The organism is Arsenophonus nasoniae DSM 15247 (assembly GCF_000429565.1).
Lineage (GTDB): Bacteria > Pseudomonadota > Gammaproteobacteria > Enterobacterales > Enterobacteriaceae > Arsenophonus > Arsenophonus nasoniae.
In genome coordinates this window covers 1-23748 of the sequence record NZ_AUCC01000042.1, presented here as the reverse complement: position 1 = coordinate 23748, position 23748 = coordinate 1, and the positions used below count along the sequence as shown (strand labels likewise).

Here is a 23748-nt window from a genome sequence, read left to right as displayed (position 1 = left end):
ATCCTGAAAGATCAAAATTGTTTTTCCATTTCTTCAGCGCGACGGATTGCGGCACGCATGGCGTTGGTAACAATTTGAGGTAAATTAGCTTGATAAAACTGCTCTAAGGCTTTAGCTGTAGTCCCGCCCTTAGAGGTTACTTGTTCTCTTAGTGTCGCAAAAGAAAGATCTGATTTGCTAGCCGCCAGGGCAGCAGAACCTTGGGCGGTATATAAAACCAGCTCTCTTGCTGTTTTACTATCAAAACCAAGTCGTTCAGCCTCCTGTTGCATTGATTCCATAAATAGGAAAAAGTAAGCGGGTGCACTACCAGTAACGGCAATAATATCATTAATTGTCGCTTCGTTAGTCAGCCAGAAAACTTTACCAACACTTGCCATTAGTTCTGTAGCAAAGGTTTTATCATCCTCTGATACACAATCCATCGCATACAATCCACTAACACCTTGGCCAACCAATGATGGTGTGTTTGGCATAACACGCACCAAATTTATGTTAGGTGCGAGATATTGTTGGTAACGTTTCACCGGAATTCCTGCGGCAATTGTCAAAACCAGTTTATTGGCAAAATTAACCTGTTCTTTTAGTGGTTGACAGACAGTTTCCATAATCTGAGGCTTAACAGCAAGAATAATAACATCTGCATGCTTGCTTGCATCACTGTTATCACTTTTTCCGTTTATACCATATTTTTTTACCAGAAGATCACGATTTGTAGCCGTGGGAGAACATGCTGTAATGTAATTTGCCGGATAACCAGCTGAAATTAATCCTGTAATAATCGCATGAGCCATATTCCCAGCGCCGATAAAGGTAATTTTTCGCTGTTGCATTATATTGCTCCTTTTACTGATCGCCTTGATTGGCAAATTAATTCATTATCGGGAACCAAAAATAGCTGTGCCAATTCTGACTAATGTTGAACCCCAAGCAATTGCTATATCAAGATCAGCGGTCATACCCATGGAAAGTGTATCAATATTTGGATATTGTTTTTTTAACTGGTTAAATAAATTTTCCATACTGCGAAAAATTGATATCTGTTGGCTCAATTCATTATTTGGTGCTGGAATTGCCATTAAACCACGTAATTTTAAGTTTGGCAGCAAGACAATTTCAGCCGCTAATTTATCTAATTCTTCTGGCGCAATACCTGATTTACTTATTTCATCACTGATATTAATTTGGATTAGTACGTTTAATGGTGTTTTATTTATCGGACGCTGATTGTTTAATCGTTGTGCTATTTTTAATCGATCAATAGTATGACACCAATCGAAATGCTCAGCTACCAAACGGCTTTTATTGGATTGTAGTGCGCCAATAAAGTGCCATATTAAATCCTGTTTATGCCTAAAATAGGCAATTTTTTCTATCCCTTCTTGCAGATAATTTTCGCCAAACTGATATTGCCCCGCATCGATAGCTTCTTGAATTGCATCACATGATTTAGTTTTACTGACGGCAAGCAGTGTAATATCTTCTGGCAATCGATGATATTTATTGGCCGCTTGTATAATGCGATTTTTGACATTAACCAGATTTTGTTGAATTGTGTTCATAAAAATTCAGATGTTAAATAAAAAAGTAAAAAAGATAAAAGCATAATTTCATTGTCGCGGCCATGAGTAACAGTTTATTATAATTATGCATGACTAAGCATGTTGTTCAAACCAACTTTCTAAAATAATGACAGCAGAAATGGAATCAATTTTGCTTTTATTTAAAGCCCGATAACCACCCTGATTAAATAGTTGTGCTCGCGCTTCTATCGTTGTTAGTCGTTCATCGTGTAATGTAACTTTGATACCAAAGCGCCCATGCAGGCGATTAGCAAATTTACGAGCTTGATTGCTTATCGGTTGCTCTGTTCCGTCCATATTGAGAGGTAGTCCAACAATAGCCAGTTCAGGTTGCCATTCTTGTAATATTTTTTCAATTTCTAACCAGTTTGGCTTACCATCTTTGGCTTTTAATGCTGTTAAAGGACGGGCAGTTGCTGTAATTTCCTGCCCGATGGCGATGCCAATACTCAGAGTACCGAAATCAAAGGCGATAATTGTTCTATTTGCCATTATGCATGACCCGCTTGATTTGAAATATTGTAAATATCAATCCCAATTAAAGCAGCAGCTTCACGCCAGCGTTCGGTAATAGGTGTGTGAAAAATGATATTACTATCTGCTTTGGCGGTTAGCCAATTATTTTCCATCATCTCTTTTTCCAGTTGCCCTTGTTCCCAGCTTGAATATCCTAAGGCGATAAGTGTTTTTTCTGGTTGTTTGGTTGTGCCTAAAGTTTCGAGAATATCTTTTGACGTTGTGATCATAATTTCATCAGAAAGCTTTAAGGTAGAATGAAAACCATTTTGTGGCGAATGTAGAATAAAACCATGCGCCTCTGCGATCGGGCCACCAGAAAAAACCGGTTGGCTTAATTCAGTTATATGATCGTATTCTGTGGTTTTGATGTTTAAATTTTTCAATATACTATTGATTGAAATTTGTTCAATTGGTCTATTGATAACTAAACCCATAGCACCTTTTTCATTATGTTCACAGATATAAACCACCGACTTTTGAAAAAACGGATCTAATAACGTTGGCATGGCGATGAGAAAGTGGTTTTGTAAATTCATATTATTAAACTTATTTTCCTGAATTATCAATAAAATATAGCTGAATTAAGCGATAAAAAATAATTAATCAAAAATATTAGGTTGTATAAATTCTATCGTAGGTTAACTGCACGATATTCGTATTTTATAACAGTAGAAAACATTTATAGTATTCTATTTTATTATTCAGTTAACCATAATGTTAGCTATTTGTTAATTTTCTATTTTTGCAGTTAGGCGTTTTTCTATTGCATCAAATAACATACCAGTAATTGATATATCTGAAAATGCGGCTTCAATTTCACGTATACAGGTAGGGCTGGTGACATTAATTTCGGTTAAGCGATCACCGATAATATCTAAGCCAACAAAAATTAATCCTTTTTCTTTTAATATAGGTGCGACCGTTCTAGCAATTTTCCAATCACTTCCTGTCAATGGTCTCGCTTCACCATATCCTCCTGCAGCTAGATTTCCCCGCGTTTCGCCTTGAGCCGGAATCCGAGCTAAGCAATAAGGAACAGGTTCACCATCAACAACCAACACCCGTTTATCACCTTCCTTGATAGCAGGTAAGTAATCTTGAGCCATACAGAAACGTTGTCCATGTTGGGTTAATGTTTCAATAATGACGCTGACATTGGGATCATCTTTTGTTAGCCGGAAAATAGACGCGCCACCCATTCCATCCAGGGGTTTAAAGATGACATCACCATGTTTTTGATGAAATTCACGCAGTTTTTTATTATTCCGGGTGACTAACGTATCAGGCGTTAACTTAGCAAACCAGGCAGTAAATAGTTTTTCGTTACAGTCCCGCAGGCTTTGAGGTTTATTAACAATTAAACTACCCGCTTGTTCTGCCCTTTCAAGAATATAAGTGGCGTAAATATATTCAGTATCAAAGGGAGGATCCTTGCGCATTAAAATCACATCAAGATTTTTTAGCGCAATATCTTGCTCTGCACCAAATTCATACCATGGCGTAGTATCTTGTTGGATGTTGATCAGTTGCTTAGTATGCCCGTATGCTTCGCCTTGTAATAAATAGAGATCGCCCATTTCCATATAGTGAATTTCATATCCACGGCGTTGTGCTTCCAATAGCATAGCGTAACTACTATCTTTTTTAATTTTTATGGTTGAAATGGGATCCATCACAATACCTAATTTGATCATTTTGTCTCCTTAACCAAGATCGCCGAAACGAACTTGTAATGCCGTGATTGCAGTTAACGCAGTGGTTTCTGTTCTTAATATCCGAGGTCCAAGTAGGATATTAGTAAATTGGTAATTAGTTGTCATTATGATTTCATCCGGTGAAAGTCCACCTTCTGGACCAATGAGTAAACGGATTTTATTAACAGATGCAAGTAGTGTATTAATACTTGATTGAGCTTTAGGATGGAGATTAATTTTTAATGCATCATCTTTTTCCATACACCAAGCTTCAATAGGCATTACTGGACGAATTAAGGGGATTTTGTTACGTCCACATTGTTCGCAAGCAGAAATAGCAATACTCTGCCATTGTTGTTGCTTTTTACTAAGTCGCCTAGGATCCAATTTAACATTACAGCGTTCAGAAAGAAGTGGAGTAATGATATTAACACCAAGTTCTACTGATTTTTGAATAGTGAATTCCATTTTTTCCCCGCGAGAAATGACTTGTCCAAGATGAAGATCTAAAGGGGATTCTCTGTTAGCTATTGTCGCCAAGCCGAGCTGGATTTTAACTGACTTTTTATTAGCCTCAAGTATTTGCCCGATGAAAATAGAATTACTACCATCAAATAACTCAATATTTTGTCCTACACTCATACGTAGAACTCGACTAACGTGGTTAGTAGCATTATCGCTTAATTGTATTATTGCCCCTGATTCTAATGGGTTAGGATGATAGATCCGAGGAACGCGCATAGTCATGCTTCCTTATAAACTCAATGCTAGCAAAATATTGTGCCTATAATAGAGATGGGAAAATAAACTAGCAAGTTGTCTCGTTAGCTATTGATTTTCCGTTTTTATTTTGCGTACTAATTCGCAAAAATTCGCTCACAACCAGATTATTGTTAATATTTATTGTAGAACTGTTATAAGGCATTGCTTTTTTATTTATAGATATTGGGAAAGAATGCTGAGTGACTAATGAGGATTTTTCAAAAAGGAATTTGAAGATGGCAACATGGCTCACTACTTTTTCGTATTGGCCGCTGATACAAGCGTTTATTATAACGATTATTTTATTACCATTAAGCCATTTATTAATTAATTATTTACCCCTTTATCTATTTAATTATAGATTAAAGGGCTCACTGAGTGGATATCTCCTTTTTATCACTCTTTTTATTCCTTTGAGTATCATTTTTTTGCTGATCTCAGACTTTAACCATAGGGTGATTTTACTTTTTTTCGTCTGGTTTAGTGTATTACTTGCTTTTATTGATCATCACACAGGCTATTTGCCAGATTTATTAGTTTACCCATTAATTGTATTAGCATTGCTTTTTCATGCTATGCAATCTAATGAGCAGTTGTTATTAGCTATTTATGGTGCCTTAATTGGTTATTTAATATTTTGGTTTATTTATGGTTTTTTTAAATTAGCTATCAAGCGTCGAGGATTAGCGCAAGGAGATATTAAACTTGTTGCAGCTTATGGCGCTTGGTTAGGCATATATATTTTACCTTATTTAATGTTATTATCTGCTTGCCTGGGCTTACTTAATTATGTTTTTTTATGGATCAAAATACGATATAAACCAGATAAAATTGCTTTTGGACCCGCATTAGCCAGCGCAGGTATTAGTCTAATGTTGATTAAATATTTTAAAGAGGATTGGATCATAAAAATTATTCTTTAACAAGTTAGCATGCTGCTATTTGGGGCTATCGGGTAATATCTGTTAAACTTAAACTGATATTTTTAATGAAAAAAGACATTATTAATTTTTATGTACTTTTAACTCACTAAATAAAATATGAGGAAAGTTCAAATGAAAAAAGCAAGTTTGCTATTATCTTTTCTTTTCTGTTGTTCATTTTCAATTATGGCATCAGTGCCAAATGGTGTTACGGTATTTGCCTCTCAAAAAGAAGCTGGTAGTATTTCTACACCGAAGAAATCTTATTATACAAAAAAATTTGATGTAATGGTTGCTAATTTGTCGGAAAAAGAGCTTGATCTGTCTAAATATTGTTTCAAAGCTTTTTTAGGTTCAAGAGAATTCAAAGTTGATACCATTGATGAGAACTTACATAATAAGGTGCTAAAAAATAACGAAAATGCAAAAGGTATGATTGTATTTGCTTCTATTAATCGTGATATTACTAAAGCAGCAATGGTTAAATTAACCGATAATTGTAAGTAATCATTAAACGCAGCTTAACTTTAAACAAGCTGCGTTAAATTATTAAAGATGCCATTTTAATAAGTTTAAATTTATTCTTACGTTCACTAAATAATTTTTAGTCCATTTCCATCCATGGAAAGATATAAATAAATTTTATGATAAATAAGCTGTCGATAAATTTTGCAGATATTTTTGCCATAACTGTGGTTGAGAAAAATATTTATCTAAATTTATTACCATTAGGTTTTCATTATGTTGAGCAATTAAGGTCGGAAAACCGGAACGAGCAACTTGATGTAATAAGGTACGACTTGATTGGATATGTTTGTTGGTTGGCTCATCTTTATTCATAGAAAAAGTTTGTTGAAATAGTTGTTTATCTAGACCAATCTGTTGTGCTAATTGCAGCAAAGTGTCTTCGTCACTAACTCGACAACCATCAATATAATGCGCTGTTTGGATGGCCTTTAACATTGTTAAACCTTTATTTGCTAATTCATCAGCAGTAATAATTGCTGTTATCGGTGGTAATGAATCTAGTATTACATCATTTTGTTGTAACAATTGGTGATAATTATCACCAAATGTTTGTCCAGTAATACTGGCGATCTGCTTATCAGTATCTAACAAAAATTGACGCCATTGATCGTCTATCTTTACTTGGTTGTAACCTGTCAGCATACCACCACCATGTAGTTGTAGTTTAATATTTGGCTGACTAGCGGCAATTTCTATCAATGGAGATGCGCCATAACACCAACCACAGAAAGGATCAAAAATATAGTGTAAGGTTATTGATGACATGTTTTCCTCGCGAAATTATTGCGGCCATTTCATTTCGCCCTTCAATACTTTGGCGCTCAATTCGAGACTAGCAGGTTCTTTTAAATTTGGATAAGCTTGTCGCATAATGTCAATGACTTCAGTTGAATTTTTACTCTTTGCTAAAACTTTTTCTAGTTTTTTCAAATAGTTTTCTGTAAAAGTAACGGTGGCAATATCTTTTGCCGAGGGTTCAAGATAATGTCCGGGAATAACGACTTTTGGCTTAAGTTGTTTAATACTTTCAAGGGATTGTAGCCAGTGTTGGCGAGATGCTTTGTTTTGAGTATCAGCTGTCCAGACATGAATATTGTCAGAGACAAGAACGCCACCAACAACAGCTCTAAGTTTGGGAATCCAAACAAAAGTACGATCAGGCGCAGCGCTTTTTAATCCTTGAATTTTAATTTTTTCACCATCAACCACTAATGTATTACCTTGTAACACATCAGGAACAATAATTTTAGTTGGTGCTTGTTGTTTCAATATAGGCCCCCAATAGGCCTGTTTACCCTCTTTGGTCGCCTTTATCGCTTTAACAGTCTCGGCTGTTGCTAATACTTTTGCATTAGGAAAAGCTTTAGTAATAACCTCTAGCCCAAAATAATAATCGGGATCAGAATGACTAATATAAATTGTTTTTAGTTTTTTATTTAGTTTTTTTATACGATTAACTAATTCTTCCGCATCATTTTTTTGAAACTGTGCATCAATAAGAATTATTTCATGCTCGCCACTAATAATTTCAGAAGAAACCGGAAAAATACTTTTTTCACCAGGGTTATAGACTGACATTTTTAAATTTGTGGCTTGAACTAATGTGCTGAAAGTAAAAAGAACAGCCATAGTGATGATGGAACCAACTTTCATAATGTTTTCCTTAATACTGAATGAATGTTTAATCACTCATAGCAAATGGTAAAAAATTGGAAAAAATAACACAATTAACAGTAAGTTGTTGCATAAAATGCGTATCCAAACAGGATAACAACACAATTTCACTTGCAAAGCGTATTTTAGTTGCTAACTTGGCAAATTTTCCCTATTTACAAAATAGTATTACTGTTGATCGACAATTAAGCAATAAAACAGTTAACTGACGAGATGATCAAATTGAATTAGCATAACATCTTATAAATTAATTAAAAAAATAATCTAATTATTTTATTTATCAATATGTTAATTACAAAAATAAGTCAGTAAGATTAAGAATTATTATTTAATTTTTAAAATTAATTTGGTTGATGGATCAGATTAAAAATAATCAATAATGAAAAGCATTGAGCAACTGCATTTCAAATTCTTTAATAGTCATTTTTAGGCATTGAATAAATCGTTCGCTAAGTTCAGAAGATGGCCGATGCATTGGTTTAATTAAATTGACAGTGAAAGGAATGGATTTAATAAAAGGTCTGGTACAAAGGCTATCAGGATCATGTTGTAAAAAATCAATAACGGTAAATGGATTGACGATTGAAATCCCTAATCCTTCCCTTACCATCGCACAAACAGAGGCAGCATTATGCACTTCCATTATCATTCGCCGGCTAATATGTTGTTCAGCAAAAAATGTATCAATTGCTTGTCGATAATTATCGGTAATTGAGAGACTAATAAAAGCAACATTATTAAAGTCTTTAGCAGTTAAATATTTTTTTTTACTTAATGGGTGCATACGAGGTAAAACAACGACTTCATTGAGGCTAGTTAAAATATCGCCATAGGTACCGGTGGGTATCTGTCGATTCTCTGTCAAACCGAGATCATAATGTTGCCCCGAAAGCCATTCCTCTAATATAGGTGACTCTTGAGAGGTAATAGTGAAGTTAACTTCTGGGTAATCAAGCAGAAACTGCTTACAGACTCTAGGTAATAGCGACTGACTAAATACCGGTAAGCAGGCAATTGAGAGCTGAGTATCTCTAAATTGCCTAATAATTTCTGCCATATTAGAGATCCTTTCTAATCCATAATAAGAACGTTCGACTTCTGCAAATAGCCTTAATCCTTGAGCGGTTGGTAATAGCCGTCCTTTGATCCTATCGAATAACCTAAATCGTAACAGTTTTTCTAGACGACTAATTTCACGGCTGACAGTAGGCTGAGATGTTCTAAGTAATTGGGCTGCATCGGTTAAGTTTTTGGTGGTCATGACCGCGCGAAAAATTTCTATATGGCGCCAGGAAAAAGTTTTCATTTACATAACTCGCTGCGATTAACTATATCCAATATGAATAAACTATAGCTAAATAGATATTTTTAATCCCTATTTTTTCTATTAATAATAATAAAAAATGAAAAAATAAATTAAGGTTATTAATGACAACATTTGCAACCACTACAAGTCGATATTTGACAGCAGAACAATTAATTAAACTACCCACTCAATTCGGAACCCCTATCTGGATCTATGATAGCGAAGTTATTACACAGGCTATTAAGCAGTTGAGCGCATTTGATGTGATCCGTTTTGCGCAAAAAGCATGCTCCAATATTCATATTTTGCGTTTGATGCGTGAACAAGGTGTGAAAGTTGATGCTGTATCATTAGGTGAAATTGAAAGGGCCTTAGTGGCAGGCTTTCGTCCTGGAAGCGAAAAAGCTGAAATTGTATTTACGGCAGATGTCATTGAAAAGCAAACTATTGAGCGGGTAATAGAGTTAGATATTCCGGTTAATGTCGGATCAATTGATATGCTCGTTCAATTAGGAAAAGCCAAACGACATCATCCTATTTGGTTACGTATCAATCCTGGGTTTGGCCATGGACACAGCCAAAAAACCAATACCGGTGGAGAAAATAGTAAGCATGGTATCTGGTTTAGTGATCTGCCATTAGCAATTGAAAAAATTAATCAATATCAGTTAATGCTGGTGGGGATGCATATGCATATTGGTTCTGGGGTTGATTATTGTCACCTGGCTAAAGTCTGTGACGCAATGGTAGAGCAGGTCATTTTAAGTGGTTGTGATATACAAGCTATTTCTGCTGGTGGCGGATTGTCGATCCCTTATCATTTAGCTGAAGAGCGAATTGATATTAACCATTATTTTGCCTTGTGGCATGGTGCTCGTGAACGTATTTCAGCGTATTTGGGGCACCCTATAACACTAGAAATTGAGCCTGGTCGTTATTTGGTTGCAGAATCAGGTGTGCTTTTAGCTGAAGTTAGGGCAGTAAAAAGAATGGGTAAAAATCATTATATATTAGTTGATAGTGGTTTTAATGATCTTATGCGTCCTACTATGTATGGCTGTTATCATCATATTTCTGTGTTAGCAGCGGATAATCGAGATCTTACCAATGAAAATTTACGTGAAACATTAGTTGCTGGTCCTTTATGTGAATCTGGTGATGTCTTTACACAGGCAAATAACGGCGCTGTTGTCCCTCGTTTATTACCTGAAATTTATGTGGGAGATTATTTAGTCTTTCATGATACTGGTGCTTATGGTGCTTCTATGTCTTCTAATTATAATAGTCGCCCACTAATTGCTGAAGTAATGTATTTAAATGGTGAGCCAAAATTAATTCGTCGGCGTCAAACATTGGCAGAGTTATTGGCATTAGAAACATGTTTGATAACTAGTGATTAGGGAGCTTAATAGCTCCCTGCAAGATCCAGAATTAAGCTGCTTGCTCTTTATTTAATGGCGAACTATTTTTCTGTTTATCAGATTTCTTACTAGCCACAGCCAGGGCATCATATTCAAATTCATCAACATTGATTGATCTCAAACGGCTGGCTTCTGCTTTACGTAAAATGTCAGCTTCTTGCTGGGTAATTTTACCGTCAGCAAGTGCTTGCTCGGCAAGTTTATCTAAATTGGTAAAGTGCGGTTTATGTGCATTTTCGCTAACCAAGCGTTCGAATATTGGCTCGGCGGCAATAATATCTAATAATGCAGTATTAATTATGCCATGAGGGTTGTGCTCACTGGGTATCATATATTGACCGCGACCAATGCGATCACGTATTTCTGATGGTGTCATCATAATTTTTGCTAGTTTATGATCAAGTTGATCGCTAGGTGGTGCATAACGATAACCTAAAGGGAAAATGATAATACGGGTTAACGTAGCTACTAGGCGATTCGGAAAGTTACGTAGCAGTGCTTGCATGGCTTTCTCTGATTGAAACAAACAATCTTTTATTACCCATTCAACAATTGGTAAATCCATTGTTGGGCGGCCATCATCTTCAAAACGTTTTAGTGTTGCTGATGCTAAATAGAGGTGACTTAAAATATCGCCTAAACGGGCAGAAATACGTTCACGGCGTTTTAACCCACCACCTAATACAGCCATAGAAATATCAGCCAGTAAGGCGAGGTTGGCACTTTGTCGATTTAATTGTTGATAGAAGCGGCGAGTGTTATCTTTTGTTGGTGCTTTACTTGTTCTGCCGTTAGTTATACCTAAGTAGAAACTACGGAATAGGTTACTTATTGTATGGCTCAAATGGCTAAATAGTAATTTATCAAAAGCGGCAATATCGTTATTTTGTGTTGCGGCTATTTCCGGCAAAATGTAAGGATGACAGCGAATAGCTCCTTGGCCAAAAATCATCATACTTCGTGTTAAAATATTGGCGCCCTCAACAGTGATCGCAATAGGAGCCCCTTGATAAAACCGAGCGAGGAAATTTGTAGGGCCCATACAAATACCTTTACCGCCGGCAATATCCATTGCATCAATAATTGCTCTTTGGCCTCGATGTGTACAGTGATATTTCACAATAGCAGAGAGGACGGCTGGTTTTTCGCCAGATATAATTGCTGTAGTAATTAACGTTGAAGCGGCATCCATTAAATAAGCATTACCAGCGATACGCGCTAAAGGCTCCTCAATACCCTCCATTTTTCCAATGGGTACTTTGAATTGACGACGAATATAAGCATATGCACCGATCGCCATGGCGACACTTTTTAAGCCACCCGTTGCGTTAGAGGGAAGAGTAATGCCACGACCAATAGAAAGACACTCCATTAACATACGCCAGCCTTGGCCGGCCATTTTGGCACCACCGATAATACAATCAATTGGCACAAAAATATCTTTACCGCGTGTAGGACCGTTTTGGAAAGGAATATTCAAAGGAAAATGGCGATGGCCAATTTCTATCCCATCAATATTGGTAGGGATCAAAGCGCAGGTAATGCCAAGATCGGTTATATCGCCCAATAAATGATCAGGATCATAAAGTTTAAATGCTAGCCCTAATACAGTAGCTACCGGGGCTAAGGTAATATAACGTTTATTCCAATTTAAACGCATGCCTAATATTTGTTGGTTTTCCCATTCGTCCATGCAGACAACACCGGTGTCAGGGATGGCTCCAGCATCAGAACCAGCTTCAGGACTTGTTAATGCAAAACAAGGGATCTCTTCACCACGAGCTAGTCTAGGCAGGTAGTGTTGTTTTTGTTCATCGGTGCCATAATGTTGTAAAAGCTCGCCTGGGCCTAATGAGTTAGGTACACCAACAGTAATGGCTAATATGCCGGAAACCCCAGCTAATTTTTGTAATACCAGTGCTTGAGCATAAGCAGAAAATTCGAGACCACCATACTCTTTTTTGATGATCATAGCGAAAAAACGGTGTTGTTTTAAATGTTGCCATAATTCAGTGGGTAGATCGGCTAGTTCATGGCTAATTTGAAAGTCATTAGCCATACGGCATGCTTCTTCAACTGGGCCATTTAGAAAAGCTTGTTCTTCAGTTGTTAATTGTGGTTTTGGATAATTATGTAATTTATCCCAGTTTGGCTTACCTTGAAATAAGTCGCCTTCCCACCAGGTTGTGCCCGCCTCGATGGCTTCTTTCTCGGTTTTTGACATCGAGGGAATGATTTTCTGAAAAATTTGTAAGGCTTTGCTTGAAATGAATGAGCGGCGTATTGGCAGGTAGACAAGCGGAAATAGTATCGCTGCCGCGAGCAATAACGTCCAATAATACCATAAACCAGTACTAGCCATAATTAAACAATAAGCAAGTATAAGTAGGCTACTGAATAGTAGATTTGCTTTGTGATAACAAAGAATTCCGATTAAACCAATAAATAGAAAAATAGTGAGTAGAGCCATCATGGTACTCCTGATTATGATTAAACTAAGTCATCGGAGGTCATATCTGTGTTTTTTCTTATCTTTAATCTATGTAATTTTATTTATCAATATTTTTACATGTTAATTACAATGTAGTTCACAAATTATTTATTGAGCTTAACTGAGTTATGATAAGTATCTTTGATACTTCTTTCATAAAGTTTAATCCGTTACACTGGGATTGTTGAAAAAAATAATATTTTTATTAGGAGTAAAAATGATGTACCAGGAGCTTATTTGTGCTGAATTAGAAGAAGCGGCGGTGATATTGAAGAATTTTCTTCAAAATAGAGAAAATATTGAAGCGATTGAGCAGGCCGCGATCATGTTGGCAAATGCCTTTAAAATGGGAGGAAAAGTAATATCTTGTGGCAATGGTGGCTCACACTGTGATGCTATGCATTTTGCAGAAGAATTAACCGGACGTTATCGTGAAAATCGGCCGGGTTATCCAGCCATTGCGATTTCTGATGTGAGTCATCTCTCCTGCGTTGGTAATGATTTTGGCTATGACTATGTTTTTTCTCGTTATGTAGAGGCAGTGGGTAAAGAAGGTGATGTACTCTTTGCGCTTTCAACGTCAGGTAATTCTGGCAATATCATTAAGGCAATCGCGGCGGCGCGTGCTAAAGGGATGTCAGTGATCATATTGACAGGTAAAGAGGGTGGGAAAATGGCAGGAACCGCTGATATTGAGATCCGTGTACCTCATTTTGGCTATGCCGATCGCATCCAAGAAATTCATATTAAAGTGATCCATATCTTAATTCAGTTAATAGAAAAAGAGATGGAAAAATAGCATTGCTATGCAATATTGCCGGATAGGCGATGGGATTATTTTGCCTGAATATGTTTAAATTTAGAAATTTCATTCTGGCATAAAGGAGACATTATGTGTGAATTACTTGGTATGAGTGCTAATGTCCCGACAGATATTAATTTTAGTTTAAGTGGTCTTATCCCTCGAGGAGGCCAGACTGGGCCACATAAGGATGGTTGGGGGATTACTTTTTATGAAGGTCGAGGGTGCCGAACATTTAAAGATCCCAAACCTTGCTATCAGTCGCCTATTGTGCGCTTTGTGCAAGAATATCCGATTAAATCAGAGGCAGTTATTGCACATATTCGCCAGGCAAATCGGGGCGAGGTCTTATTAGAAAACACCCATCCTTTTACCAGAGAACTGTGGGGAAGAAATTGGACTTATGCACATAACGGCCAACTTAAAGGTTATAAAAAATTACCTGTAGGGCATTATCGACCTATTGGAGCAACAGATAGTGAGTGGGTGTTTTGTTGGATTTTAAATCAATTGTCAGAAAAATATGCTAAAAAACCGACTAACTGGTTAACTGTATATCGGTTTATTGCCAAGCTTGCTGATCAATTAAACCTGATGGGGGTATTTAATATGTTGATTTCAGATGGACGATACATGATGGCGTATTGCTCGACTAATTTGCATTGGCTTACACGCAAAGCACCTTTTGGTAAGGCAAGGTTGCTTGATAATGATATTGAAATTGATTTTCAGCAACATACTCAAACCACTGATATCGTATCAGTGATTGCAACCCAGCCTTTAACTGGCAATGAGAATTGGCACAGAATACAGCCGGGTAGTTTTGTTTTATTCCATTTGGGTAAGCGCATACTGTAATCTTTCACCTGCTATAGCTGGTGATAATTGATGGTTAGGAAATTTGTTTACTAAGTATTGTCCTTGTTGAATATTAATTACCGGCAATTGATTTGTTTTAGTAAAATATTCATATGCAGGTTGCAGTTGCTGCCAAAACGTATAGTAACGTGAATTGCGGTGGCGATTCATGTTGGCAGATGTCATTTTAAATGGATAAATATTGACCTGTATTTCATATTGGCCATTGTGTAATGCATTTTCCACATAACGATAGATTTCATTTATATAGCGATCAGTCATTGCATAGCAGCCAATTGACCTACAACCACCATGTACCATCAAATAAGAACCAGTATAGCCATGGGCTTGGTCATATTCATTAGGGAAACCTAAATTAAAAGCGCGGTAATATTTACTATCAGGTTTTAATTGTGAGCGTGTGATGCGATAAAATCCTTCTGGACTTTTTAAATCACCTTGTCTTGTCTTAGGTCCCAACCCGCCAGAAAAATTACAGATTGGATAGCTTTTCACCAATGAAAATAAACCTTTTTCATTTTTAGTATAGAGTTCAAGTACTCTTTCTTCTTTAAAAATTTGAATAAATAGTGAATTATTTAAGAATTTTTTGCCGTTATTACTGATATCTAATGGATAAAATGGCCTTGACGCTGAGTAGCTATTACTGATAAAAAATGAGAGGGAAAAGATCCCTATGCTAATAAAAAAAGTGCGTTTCATAAGCTTCCATACAAAAGTGAGTTATTGTACAAAAAAAGTACACAAATATTAATCATACATTTGTATTGTAGTTTTTTATATTAAAAATTAATAATTTTGTCTCCTGCCATTTTTGGCTTATTTTGCTAAAAATTCTAATATCCATCGAAAAAGATGATTCAAATGATCGTTATTTGCGAATTGTTCTCAAAATAATAAAAAATTTATTCTTATTTGCTTGAACTAAATCACTTGTTGTATCAGACAGCAAGCCAGGGAACTGATAAAATCATCTTCGTTAAAATAATAGGTAAATTGTAATAATTAGTGGAGATTCATTAGCTGGCTTGTTTCAATTATTCAACAGCCTTTTGATTATTGGTTGCTATCTGATTTCATTTGAAATCGTTAGCTTAGGGTTTAACTGGTAAACTTGTGCAATTCTTATGATTAAAATTAAAAAAGGACTCAACCTCCCGATTGCAGGAGTGCCCGCTCAAGTGGTAGCGAATAGCCCTGTCATTCATCATGTTGCAGTGTTGGGTGAAGAGTATATAGGGATGCGTCCTTCAATGTTGGTGAAGGAAGGTGAGCAAGTTAAAAAGGGGCAAATTCTTTTCGAAGATAAGAAAAATCCAGGCGTATTTTTCACCAGCCCGGCTTGTGGCACTATCATAAAAATCAATCGGGGTGAACGCCGAGTACTTCAATCTATTGTTATTGAAATTAATGGCGATGAACAAATTGTATTTAACCATTATGATAATAATCAACTTGATACATTAACGCCTCAACAAGTAGAAGCTAATTTACTTCAGTCAGGTTTGTGGACAGCGATGCGGACACGCCCTTTTAGCCGTACTCCAGTTCCAGGTACTAGCCCAAAAGCAATTTTTGTTACGGCAATGGACACGCGTCCACTGGCGGCTGATCCCTCGTTGATTATTGCAGTGGAGGAAACGGCTTTTAATGATGGTTTGAAAATATTAACTAAATTAACCGAAGGAAAAATTTATGTTTGCCATGGAGACGGTAACTTAGTCAAGTTAACTGACAATAAACAAATTATTTATAAGCAATTTATTGGTCCACATCCTGCGGGGTTAGTGGGTACCCATATCCATTTTCTAGAGCCGGTTAGTACAGAGAAAACTGTCTGGCATTTAAATTATCAAGATGTGATTGCGATTGGTAAACTTTTTACTACGGGACATCTTTATACGGATCGCATTATCTCACTTGCTGGACCTCAAGTTAAAAAGCCACGTTTAGTTCGGACTTGTTTAGGCGCAGATCTCTATGAATTAACCGATGGTGAACTAAAAATAGGAGAAAATAGAATTATCTCAGGGTCAATTTTATGGGGTAATAAATGTGATGATACACGAGGTTATTTGGGCAGGTTCCATAATCAAGTTTCGGTATTGAGTGAAGGACGTGAAAAAGAGTTATTTGGCTGGATTGTACCCGGAATAGATAAGTTTACTATTACCCGCACGACACTTGGCCATTTCCTGAAAAATAAACAGTTTAATTTCACCACGACGACCAATGGTAGTGAACGTTCTATGGTTCCGATTGGTAATTATGAACGTATTATGCCGCTTGATATTATGATTACCCATTTATTACGCGATCTGCTAGTTGGTGATTTAGCCAGCTCTCAGCAACTTGGTTGTTTGGAACTGGATGAGGAAGATTTGGAGCTGTGCACCTATGTCTGCCCAGCCAAATATGAGTATGGTCCTGTACTTCGTGAGGTATTGGCCAGAATTGAGCAAGAAGGTTAACTACATGGGCTTAAAGAATTTATTTGAAAAGTATGAACGTCATTTTGAACCCGGTGGAAAACTAGAAAAATACTATGTGCTCTATGAAGCAGTGGCGACTATTTTTTATACTCCGGGCACAATCACACGCGGGCGTTCGCATGTTCGTGACAGTATTGACCTAAAGCGAATGATGATTCTAGTCTGGTTGTCCGTTTTTCCAGCCATGTTTTGGGGAATGTATAATGTTGGCGCACAAGCAATTCCAGCTCTTTATCAATTACATAGTGAAGCTGATTTGCAGAAGATCCTGGGTTCTGATTGGCATTATAGCGTCGCTCAGTTTTTGGGCGCTTCATTAACACCAGAGGCAGGCTGGGCAAGTAAAATGTTGCTTGGTGCGGTATATTTTTTACCTATCTATATGGTTGTTTTTTTAGTTGGTGGGTTTTGGGAAGTATTATTTTCGTTGATCCGTGGTCATGAAATCAATGAGGGTTTCTTTGTTTCTTCGATTCTGTTTGCCCTTATTGTACCGCCTACTATACCGCTTTGGCAGGCGGCATTAGGTATTACGTTTGGTATTGTTGTGGCGAAAGAAATTTTTGGTGGTACTGGGCGTAATTTTTTGAATCCAGCTTTAGCGGGTCGTGCATTTCTATTTTTTGCTTATCCAGCGCAAATTTCAGGTGATTTAGTTTGGACAGCGACAGATGGTTTTTCTGGTGCTACGCCATTATCGCAATGGGCTAGAGGTGGAGATCATGCATTAATAAATAATGTGACACATCAGCCTGTTACTTGGATGGATGCTTTTTGGGGCAATATTCCAGGCTCGATTGGAGAAGTTTCAACATTAATGATCTTAATCGGTGGGGCGTTGATTTTATTTTGCCGAATAGCTTCATGGCGTATCGTTGCTGGTGTAATGATAGGTATGATGGCAATGTCTTATCTATTTAATGCGATTGGATCATCGACTAATCCATTATTTGTGATGCCTTGGTACTGGCATTTAGTGCTAGGCGGTTTTGCTTTTGGCATGATGTTTATGGCAACTGATCCTGTTTCCGCCTCTTTTACTAATGAAGGTAAATGGGCTTATGGCATGTTGATTGGTGTAATGTGTGTTCTCATCAGAGTCATTAATCCTGCTTATCCAGAAGGGATGATGTTGGCGATTTTGTTTGCCAACTTATTTGCGCCTCTGTTTGATTATCTAGTCGTTCATGCAAATATTAAACGGAGAAAAGCCCGTGGCTAACGATAAAATAAAAAATTCAAAAGATAGCATCGGCAGAACATTTCTTGTGGTATTTATTCTGTGTTTAGTGTGTTCAGTAGTTGTATCTGGTGCAGCGGTAGGTTTGAAATCTAAACAGCAAGCACAAAAGTTATTAGATAAACAACGTAATATTCTTGATGTTGCCGGTTTACTCAAGCCCAAAATGTCAGCTGAAGAGATACAATCTCTTTATAATACTCGTATTAGCGCTAAAATTTTGAATTTCAAAACAACTGAAATATCAAATAGTAATGGCAACTTCGATCTTAATAATCAACTACGTAATGATGAAACACGAATGGTGTTATCACCAGAACAGGACGTTGCTAAAATTCGTTATAGAGCCAACTCGGCAGAAATTTATTTAGTCAATGATGATCATGGTAAAACCACGGCACTTGTTTTGCCAGTTTATGGTTCTGGTTTATGGTCGGTAATGTATGCTTTTATTGCTGTTGATATAGATGGAATCACATCACGTGGTATAACTTATTATTCGCATGGTGAAACGCCAGGTCTAGGTGGAGAGGTGGATAATCCACAATGGCGCGCCCAATGGATTGGTAAAAAGCTTTACAATCAACAAGGGAAACCAGCGATAAAAATTGTACGTGGTAGAGCAATAGATGATCCCTCTAGCATCGATGGTCTATCAGGAGCAACACTGACATCAAATGGTATCCAGAAAATGTTTGATTTCTGGTTGGGTAATAATGGTTTCGGTCCATTTCTGGATAAAGTACGCAAAGGAGAGTTAAATCATGGCTGATAGTAAAGAGATTAAACGCGTGCTAATTGGACCTTTATTGGATAATAATCCTATTGTATTGCAAGTTCTAGGTGTTTGTTCGGCTTTGGCGGTAACTACTAAATTAGAAACTGCCCTTGTGATGGCCATTGCTGTGACTTTAGTGACCGGTTTTTCTAGCTTTTTTATCTCACTGATTCGTCATTATATTCCTAGTAGTGTGCGAATTATTGCTCAAATGACCATCATTGCTTCTTTGGTTATCGTGGTTGATCAAATCTTGCGTGCTTACGCTTATGAAGTCTCTAAGCAACTTTCAGTATTTGTCGGTTTAATTATTACTAATTGTATCGTCATGGGACGTGCTGAAGCTTATGCAATGAAATCGCCACCAATTGAAAGTTTTATGGATGGTATTGGTAATGGTTTGGGATATGGCGCTATTTTAATTTTAGTTGGTTTCCTAAGAGAACTATTTGGTTCAGGTAAACTGTTCGGTATTACTATTCTGCAATCGGTTCAGAATGGTGGTTGGTATCAGCCAAATAGCTTGTTCCTGCTTGCACCAAGCGCGTTTTTCATCATTGGTATGTTGATTTGGGGACTGCGCACATTAAAACCTTCACAGGTTGAAAAGGAGTAACAGACGCAATGGAACATTATATCAGCTTGTTTGTTCGAGCTGTGTTTATTGAAAACATGGCTCTTGCCTTTTTTCTAGGTATGTGTACATTTTTGGCCGTTTCTAAAAATGTCAAAACCGCCTTCGGCTTAGGAATTGCAGTTACTGTTGTTCTGGGTATTTCCGTACCAGCGAATAATTTAGTTTATAATTTCATTTTACGTGATGGTGCCCTAATAGAAGGGGTTGATTTAAGTTTTTTAAACTTCATAACTTTTATCGGTGTCATTGCCGCATTGGTACAAATTTTAGAAATGATTTTGGATCGTTATTTTCCCGCCCTTTATAATGCATTAGGTATTTTTCTACCATTAATAACCGTTAATTGTGCGATTTTTGGTGGTGTCTCGTTTATGGCCCAGCGCGAATATAATTTTAGTGAATCTATTGTTTATGGATTTGGTTCAGGATTGGGATGGATGCTAGCTATTGTTTTATTGGCATCTATTCGTGAGAAAATGAAATATGCTGATATTCCATCGGGTTTGAAAGGTTTAGGCATCACCTTTGTCACTACTGGTTTGATGGCATTGGGCTTTATGTCTTTTTCCGGTGTACAGTTATAAGGGTGAAAATAATTCATGGATATTATTATTCTTGGTGTCGTCATGTTTACCCTAATTGTGTTGATTCTAACGGCAATGATTTTATTTGCCAAATCTAGGTTAGTAAACACGGGGGATGTAAAAATTGAAGTTAATGGTGACCCTAAAAAGAGTTTTGCTGCTCCAGCAGGTGATAAGCTATTAAATATGTTGTCCAATCAGGGCATTTTTGTTTCCTCTGCTTGTGGAGGTGGTGGTTCTTGTGGGCAATGTCGGGTGACAATCAAGCAGGGTGGTGGTGATATCCTGCCTACTGAACTCACCCATATTAATAAACGAGAAGCTAGAGCAGGATGTCGTTTGGCTTGTCAGGTTAATGTAAAACAGGATTTGAAAATCGAATTACCTGAAGAAATTTTTGGGGTAAAAAAATGGGAGTGTGAAGTTATCTCGAATGAGAATAAAGCAACTTTCATTAAAGAATTGAAATTAAAAATTCCAGCCGGAGAAGTTGTCCCATTTCGGGCAGGTGGCTATATTCAGATCGAATGTCCGCCACATAAAGTTTCTTATGCTGATTTTGCTGTGCCTGATGAGTATCGTGAAGATTGGGATAAATTCAATTTATTTCGTTATGTCTCTGAAGTAAAACAGCAGACAGTAAGAGCTTATTCAATGGCAAATTATCCAGAAGAACATGGAATTATCATGTTAAACGTCAGGATAGCAACACCACCGCCAAAAGCCGCAGATTTACCTCCCGGAATTATGTCCTCTTACATTTGGTCATTAAAACCCGGTGATAAAGTCACTATTTCTGGGCCATTTGGTGAATTTTTCGCTAAAGACAGCAAGGCGGAAATGATTTTTATTGGTGGTGGGGCTGGTATGGCGCCAATGCGCTCTCATATTTTTGATCAATTAAAGCGCTTAAATTCTAAACGAAAAATCAGTTTTTGGTATGGTGCTCGTTCAAAACGTGAAATGTTTTATGTTGAAGACTTTGATCAACTGGCTGCGGAAAATGAAAACTTTACCTGGCATGTTGCGTTATCAGATGCCATGCCAGAAGATAACTGGCAAGGCTATACAGGCTTTATTCATAACGTTTTATATGAAAACTATTTGAAAGATCATCCAGCGCCGGAGGATTGTGAGTTTTATATGTGTGGTCCTCCTGTGATGAATGCCGCAGTTATTAAAATGCTTAAAGATTTAGGTGTTGAAGATGAAAATATTTTATTAGATGATTTTGGTGGTTGATACTTTCCTGTATTTTAACTCATTGTATAATCGTTGAGTTAATATGGACTTAATACTCTTAAAAAATTTTATGCTAAAAAATAAATTATTCAATTGGATTATTACCTTATCTACTATTTTCATGCTTTGTGGTTGTTTTGAAACAGAGCAAAAGAGTATTCAAGGGCAAACGATGGGGACTTACTATGTCATTAAGTATGTCAATGAATCATCTCATCCTTTTTGGGAAACATTGCGTGATGACATTAATAGTCGTTTAGAAGAAGTTAACAATCAAATGTCAACTTACCGCCCTAAATCTGAATTAAGCCAATTTAATCAATTTCAACATGTAAATACACCATTTCCTGTGTCGCTAGCCATGATGACAGTGATTAAAGAAGCGATTCATATTAATAAATTAACCAATGGTGCGCTCGATATTACTATCGGGCCATTAGTTAATTTATGGGGATTTGGCCCAGAAGGCAGAATAACCAAATCACCGCCGGAAGAGACTCTGGCGTTGCGTCGGCAGTTGATTGGTATTGATAAACTTGCAATTGATGGTAATAGCCTGATAAAAAAAATACCTCAACTTTATGTAGATCTCTCAGCTATCGCTAAAGGGTATGGCGTTGATGTTATAGCAGAATATTTAGAGTCACAAAATATTCATAATTATATGGTCGATATTGGTGGGGAAGTGCGGACGAAAGGCCATAATGGCAAAGGGGTAGCGTGGCGTATTGCAATTGAAAAACCTTCGGATAAAGGACTAGAACAGTCGGTACAAGAAATTATTGAGCCTGGGAATATGTCAGTTGCTACCTCTGGTGACTATCGTAACTATTTTGAACAAGATGGTATTTTTTATTCACATACTATTGATCCAAAGACTGGTAGACCGATTATTCATAATTTAATATCTATTACTGTTATCGCTCCAACATGCATGATGGCAGATGGTTTATCTACTGGCATAAATGTGTTGGGGGCTGAAAAAGGAATGGAATTAGCGGAACGTTTAAATTTACCGGTTTTCATGGTCGTTACGACTAATAAAGGTTTCGAAGAACGTTATAGTTCGGCATTTAAACCTTATTTAGTAAAAAAAATGTAGCGGAGGTTATATGTTAACAATATTTATCGCTACTTTGTTTTTTTTTCTACTTGCTTTTATTGCTATGTCTCTTGGCTATATTATTAAACGCAAGGAAATTCAAGGAAGTTGTGGTGGGTTAAGTAATATAGGCATTGAAAAAGTTTGCGATTGCCCGCAGCCATGTGATCTTCGTAAGAAGCGTATGGCTATGGAAAACCGTAAAAAACAACAACAGATGAACGACCGTATTATTTGATAAAAAATCTCGTTATTAATAGTAATAACGAGATTATTAATATTTTGTTTTTTATTATTTTATATTTTTAAAATATTTAGGTGAATCGACCATAACTTCGTCTGCACCTAGCTCTTTAGCCAGTTGATAATCAGCTTCATCTTTTATGCCAAATAAAACGATGTGTGCTCCACCACTGGCACGAAAACATTTCATTGCTTCATGATCCCAAACTAAATCTGACGATGAACGAGCTTCACCGAGAGTATATTTTTCTACAACTTCGACTTTACGTCGCAGTTCCAGTCCATACCAGCGCTGAGTATTAATTCTTTTATCAATCAGACAATGGTGATTCATGGTAATATTAGCCAGAATATCACGGGTTTCATCACGACTTTCAAAACGCTGTACATACTCAGATAAAGCATTTAAGAAAGCTTCGTTGGTGGAATAAAAGCGAGTACGTCGGAAAGCTTTTTCTTCTTTTAAAACTTTTTCAATCGCTTGTGCTTGTTCGTAAGGATCGGCATCGGGAGATTTCAGATCAATATAGAAATCGGTTGCCCGAAACTGTTGCAGTACTTGCTTCAATGTAGGAATGACTATACCTTTATTACAATAGAGATGGTTATGACGGGAACCGAAACGGTAACCAGCATCAGCCTTCATAAGTTGTTGTGCACGGTAAGAGGACACCGGGCCACTTCTATTGGTTAGGGTATTTAAATCAGATGGGCGATATAATATAGGAACTTTATCACTGGAAAGTTGTACGGTGTAGTGGTCTAATAAAACTGTAGAGATTTATAGCTTATAATTAAGCAAAATCTTATAGGTATAAATATGACCCGAAAAGTAAAAGTAACCTTTA

At 36.9% G+C, this 23748-nt stretch carries 25 protein-coding genes; 13 read left to right on the top strand and 12 right to left on the bottom strand.

Annotated elements, in window-relative coordinates; all coding sequences use genetic code 11:
- Positions 1–11: 11 nt before the first annotated feature.
- From proC to rsmE, 6 genes are all read right to left on the bottom strand, one after another.
- Complete coding sequence (gene proC, locus G468_RS0110195; RefSeq protein ID WP_026823039.1) at positions 12–833, bottom strand: pyrroline-5-carboxylate reductase; 822 nt, start codon at positions 831–833, stop codon at positions 12–14.
- 45 nt (positions 834–878) lie between these two features.
- Positions 879–1562: a YggS family pyridoxal phosphate-dependent enzyme gene (locus tag G468_RS0110190; RefSeq protein ID WP_026823038.1), complete on the bottom strand. Its 684-nt coding sequence runs from the start codon at positions 1560–1562 to the stop codon at positions 879–881.
- Positions 1563–1655: 93 nt separating this feature from the next.
- Entirely contained in the window at positions 1656–2075 is a 420-nt protein-coding gene (gene ruvX / locus G468_RS0110185) for a Holliday junction resolvase RuvX (RefSeq protein WP_026823037.1), read from the bottom strand.
- Positions 2075–2638 (bottom strand): YqgE/AlgH family protein, encoded by a 564-nt coding sequence (locus tag G468_RS0110180; RefSeq protein WP_026823036.1) that lies wholly within the window; start codon positions 2636–2638, stop codon positions 2075–2077. Before G468_RS0110180 ends, ruvX begins: the two co-directional genes overlap by 1 nt.
- A 192-nt stretch (positions 2639–2830) precedes the next feature.
- Positions 2831–3796 (bottom strand): glutathione synthase, encoded by a 966-nt coding sequence (gene gshB / locus G468_RS0110175; RefSeq protein ID WP_026823035.1) that lies wholly within the window; start codon positions 3794–3796, stop codon positions 2831–2833.
- Positions 3797–3805: 9 nt separating this feature from the next.
- Positions 3806–4537 (bottom strand): 16S rRNA (uracil(1498)-N(3))-methyltransferase, encoded by a 732-nt coding sequence (gene rsmE, locus G468_RS0110170; RefSeq protein WP_026823034.1) that lies wholly within the window; start codon positions 4535–4537, stop codon positions 3806–3808.
- 257 nt (positions 4538–4794) lie between these two features.
- Between rsmE and G468_RS20475 the strand changes: the two genes are divergently transcribed.
- Together G468_RS20475 and G468_RS0110160 are read left to right on the top strand one after the other, a co-directional pair.
- On the top strand, positions 4795–5481 hold the full coding sequence (locus G468_RS20475) for a prepilin peptidase (protein ID WP_051297040.1): 687 nt from the start codon (positions 4795–4797) through the stop codon (positions 5479–5481).
- A gap of 132 nt (positions 5482–5613) precedes the next feature.
- The gene (locus tag G468_RS0110160) at positions 5614–5988 is read left to right on the top strand and encodes a DUF4354 family protein (protein ID WP_026823033.1); all 375 of its coding nucleotides are present in this window, start codon (positions 5614–5616) and stop codon (positions 5986–5988) included.
- Positions 5989–6123: 135 nt separating this feature from the next.
- Here G468_RS0110160 and G468_RS0110155 read toward each other — a convergent pair whose 3' ends face one another.
- The 3 genes from G468_RS0110155 to G468_RS0110145 all read right to left on the bottom strand — a co-directional run bounded on the left by G468_RS0110155 (position 6124) and on the right by G468_RS0110145 (position 8989).
- The gene (locus G468_RS0110155; RefSeq protein WP_026823032.1) at positions 6124–6774 is read right to left on the bottom strand and encodes a DsbA family protein; all 651 of its coding nucleotides are present in this window, start codon (positions 6772–6774) and stop codon (positions 6124–6126) included.
- Between the two features lie 15 nt (positions 6775–6789).
- Positions 6790–7662 carry an MBL fold metallo-hydrolase gene (locus G468_RS0110150; RefSeq protein ID WP_026823031.1) on the bottom strand — a complete coding sequence of 291 codons (873 nt, stop codon included), beginning with the start codon at positions 7660–7662 and terminating at the stop codon, positions 6790–6792.
- Positions 7663–8056: 394 nt separating this feature from the next.
- Positions 8057–8989, bottom strand: coding sequence for a LysR family transcriptional regulator (locus tag G468_RS0110145; protein ID WP_026823030.1), 933 nt, complete (start codon positions 8987–8989; stop codon positions 8057–8059).
- A 122-nt stretch (positions 8990–9111) separates the two neighbouring features.
- Here G468_RS0110145 and lysA point away from each other — a divergent pair, with 122 nt between their 5' ends.
- Positions 9112–10389 carry a diaminopimelate decarboxylase gene (gene lysA / locus G468_RS0110140; RefSeq protein WP_026823029.1) on the top strand — a complete coding sequence of 426 codons (1278 nt, stop codon included), beginning with the start codon at positions 9112–9114 and terminating at the stop codon, positions 10387–10389.
- A gap of 31 nt (positions 10390–10420) precedes the next feature.
- Here the strand turns inward: lysA and fadE are convergent, their stop codons facing one another.
- On the bottom strand, positions 10421–12880 hold the full coding sequence (gene fadE / locus G468_RS0110135; protein WP_026823028.1) for an acyl-CoA dehydrogenase FadE: 2460 nt from the start codon (positions 12878–12880) through the stop codon (positions 10421–10423).
- Positions 12881–13121: 241 nt separating this feature from the next.
- On the opposite strand from fadE, the gene lpcA reads away from it, so the two are divergent.
- Together lpcA and G468_RS0110125 are read left to right on the top strand one after the other, a co-directional pair.
- Positions 13122–13700 carry a D-sedoheptulose 7-phosphate isomerase gene (gene lpcA, locus G468_RS0110130; RefSeq protein ID WP_026823027.1) on the top strand — a complete coding sequence of 193 codons (579 nt, stop codon included), beginning with the start codon at positions 13122–13124 and terminating at the stop codon, positions 13698–13700.
- A gap of 93 nt (positions 13701–13793) precedes the next feature.
- Positions 13794–14561 carry a class II glutamine amidotransferase gene (locus tag G468_RS0110125; RefSeq protein WP_026823026.1) on the top strand — a complete coding sequence of 256 codons (768 nt, stop codon included), beginning with the start codon at positions 13794–13796 and terminating at the stop codon, positions 14559–14561.
- Here G468_RS0110125 and G468_RS0110120 read toward each other — a convergent pair.
- A complete protein-coding gene (locus tag G468_RS0110120; RefSeq protein ID WP_034249737.1) occupies positions 14532–15284 on the bottom strand; it encodes a L,D-transpeptidase family protein in 753 nt (250 codons plus the stop codon). The genes G468_RS0110125 and G468_RS0110120 overlap by 30 nt on opposite strands.
- 425 nt (positions 15285–15709) lie before the next feature.
- On the opposite strand from G468_RS0110120, the gene G468_RS0110115 reads away from it, so the two are divergent.
- The 8 genes from G468_RS0110115 (at position 15710) to nqrM (ending at position 22895) form a co-directional block, all read left to right on the top strand.
- Positions 15710–17053, top strand: a complete 1344-nt coding sequence (locus G468_RS0110115) for a Na(+)-translocating NADH-quinone reductase subunit A (RefSeq protein ID WP_026823024.1) — start codon at positions 15710–15712, stop codon at positions 17051–17053.
- Positions 17054–17057: 4 nt separating this feature from the next.
- Entirely contained in the window at positions 17058–18296 is a 1239-nt protein-coding gene (locus G468_RS0110110; protein WP_026823023.1) for an NADH:ubiquinone reductase (Na(+)-transporting) subunit B, read from the top strand.
- Positions 18262–19086: a Na(+)-translocating NADH-quinone reductase subunit C gene (locus tag G468_RS0110105; protein ID WP_407062017.1), complete on the top strand. Its 825-nt coding sequence runs from the start codon at positions 18262–18264 to the stop codon at positions 19084–19086. The genes G468_RS0110110 and G468_RS0110105 overlap by 35 nt, the downstream gene beginning before the upstream one ends.
- Complete coding sequence (locus G468_RS0110100) at positions 19079–19708, top strand: NADH:ubiquinone reductase (Na(+)-transporting) subunit D (protein WP_026823021.1); 630 nt, start codon at positions 19079–19081, stop codon at positions 19706–19708. Before G468_RS0110105 ends, G468_RS0110100 begins: the two co-directional genes overlap by 8 nt.
- 8 nt (positions 19709–19716) lie before the next feature.
- On the top strand, positions 19717–20313 hold the full coding sequence (gene nqrE, locus G468_RS0110095; protein WP_026823020.1) for an NADH:ubiquinone reductase (Na(+)-transporting) subunit E: 597 nt from the start codon (positions 19717–19719) through the stop codon (positions 20311–20313).
- Between the two features lie 15 nt (positions 20314–20328).
- The gene (nqrF, locus tag G468_RS0110090; RefSeq protein ID WP_026823019.1) at positions 20329–21555 is read left to right on the top strand and encodes an NADH:ubiquinone reductase (Na(+)-transporting) subunit F; all 1227 of its coding nucleotides are present in this window, start codon (positions 20329–20331) and stop codon (positions 21553–21555) included.
- Positions 21556–21625: 70 nt separating this feature from the next.
- Positions 21626–22657 carry an FAD:protein FMN transferase gene (locus G468_RS0110085; RefSeq protein ID WP_026823018.1) on the top strand — a complete coding sequence of 344 codons (1032 nt, stop codon included), beginning with the start codon at positions 21626–21628 and terminating at the stop codon, positions 22655–22657.
- A gap of 10 nt (positions 22658–22667) precedes the next feature.
- Positions 22668–22895, top strand: coding sequence for a (Na+)-NQR maturation NqrM (gene nqrM / locus G468_RS0110080; RefSeq protein ID WP_026823017.1), 228 nt, complete (start codon positions 22668–22670; stop codon positions 22893–22895).
- A gap of 54 nt (positions 22896–22949) precedes the next feature.
- Here nqrM and G468_RS20470 read toward each other — a convergent pair whose 3' ends face one another.
- Positions 22950–23681: a glycerophosphodiester phosphodiesterase family protein gene (locus G468_RS20470; protein ID WP_081700657.1), complete on the bottom strand. Its 732-nt coding sequence runs from the start codon at positions 23679–23681 to the stop codon at positions 22950–22952.
- Positions 23682–23748: the final 67 nt, after the last annotated feature.

Coding starts and splice junctions, on each gene's coding strand:
- proC (WP_026823039.1), bottom strand. CDS start 833: ATGCAACAGCGAAAAATTACCTTTATCGGCGCTGGGAATATGGCTCAT.
- G468_RS0110190 (WP_026823038.1), bottom strand. CDS start 1,562: ATGAACACAATTCAACAAAATCTGGTTAATGTCAAAAATCGCATTATA.
- ruvX (WP_026823037.1), bottom strand. CDS start 2,075: ATGGCAAATAGAACAATTATCGCCTTTGATTTCGGTACTCTGAGTATT.
- G468_RS0110180 (WP_026823036.1), bottom strand. CDS start 2,638: ATGAATTTACAAAACCACTTTCTCATCGCCATGCCAACGTTATTAGAT.
- gshB (WP_026823035.1), bottom strand. CDS start 3,796: ATGATCAAATTAGGTATTGTGATGGATCCCATTTCAACCATAAAAATT.
- rsmE (WP_026823034.1), bottom strand. CDS start 4,537: ATGCGCGTTCCTCGGATCTATCATCCTAACCCATTAGAATCAGGGGCA.
- G468_RS20475 (WP_051297040.1), top strand. CDS start 4,795: ATGGCAACATGGCTCACTACTTTTTCGTATTGGCCGCTGATACAAGCG.
- G468_RS0110160 (WP_026823033.1), top strand. CDS start 5,614: ATGAAAAAAGCAAGTTTGCTATTATCTTTTCTTTTCTGTTGTTCATTT.
- G468_RS0110155 (WP_026823032.1), bottom strand. CDS start 6,774: ATGTCATCAATAACCTTACACTATATTTTTGATCCTTTCTGTGGTTGG.
- G468_RS0110150 (WP_026823031.1), bottom strand. CDS start 7,662: ATGAAAGTTGGTTCCATCATCACTATGGCTGTTCTTTTTACTTTCAGC.
- G468_RS0110145 (WP_026823030.1), bottom strand. CDS start 8,989: ATGAAAACTTTTTCCTGGCGCCATATAGAAATTTTTCGCGCGGTCATG.
- lysA (WP_026823029.1), top strand. CDS start 9,112: ATGACAACATTTGCAACCACTACAAGTCGATATTTGACAGCAGAACAA.
- fadE (WP_026823028.1), bottom strand. CDS start 12,880: ATGGCTCTACTCACTATTTTTCTATTTATTGGTTTAATCGGAATTCTT.
- lpcA (WP_026823027.1), top strand. CDS start 13,122: ATGTACCAGGAGCTTATTTGTGCTGAATTAGAAGAAGCGGCGGTGATA.
- G468_RS0110125 (WP_026823026.1), top strand. CDS start 13,794: ATGTGTGAATTACTTGGTATGAGTGCTAATGTCCCGACAGATATTAAT.
- G468_RS0110120 (WP_034249737.1), bottom strand. CDS start 15,284: ATGAAACGCACTTTTTTTATTAGCATAGGGATCTTTTCCCTCTCATTT.
- G468_RS0110115 (WP_026823024.1), top strand. CDS start 15,710: ATGATTAAAATTAAAAAAGGACTCAACCTCCCGATTGCAGGAGTGCCC.
- G468_RS0110110 (WP_026823023.1), top strand. CDS start 17,058: ATGGGCTTAAAGAATTTATTTGAAAAGTATGAACGTCATTTTGAACCC.
- G468_RS0110105 (WP_407062017.1), top strand. CDS start 18,262: ATGCAAATATTAAACGGAGAAAAGCCCGTGGCTAACGATAAAATAAAA.
- G468_RS0110100 (WP_026823021.1), top strand. CDS start 19,079: ATGGCTGATAGTAAAGAGATTAAACGCGTGCTAATTGGACCTTTATTG.
- nqrE (WP_026823020.1), top strand. CDS start 19,717: ATGGAACATTATATCAGCTTGTTTGTTCGAGCTGTGTTTATTGAAAAC.
- nqrF (WP_026823019.1), top strand. CDS start 20,329: ATGGATATTATTATTCTTGGTGTCGTCATGTTTACCCTAATTGTGTTG.
- G468_RS0110085 (WP_026823018.1), top strand. CDS start 21,626: ATGCTAAAAAATAAATTATTCAATTGGATTATTACCTTATCTACTATT.
- nqrM (WP_026823017.1), top strand. CDS start 22,668: ATGTTAACAATATTTATCGCTACTTTGTTTTTTTTTCTACTTGCTTTT.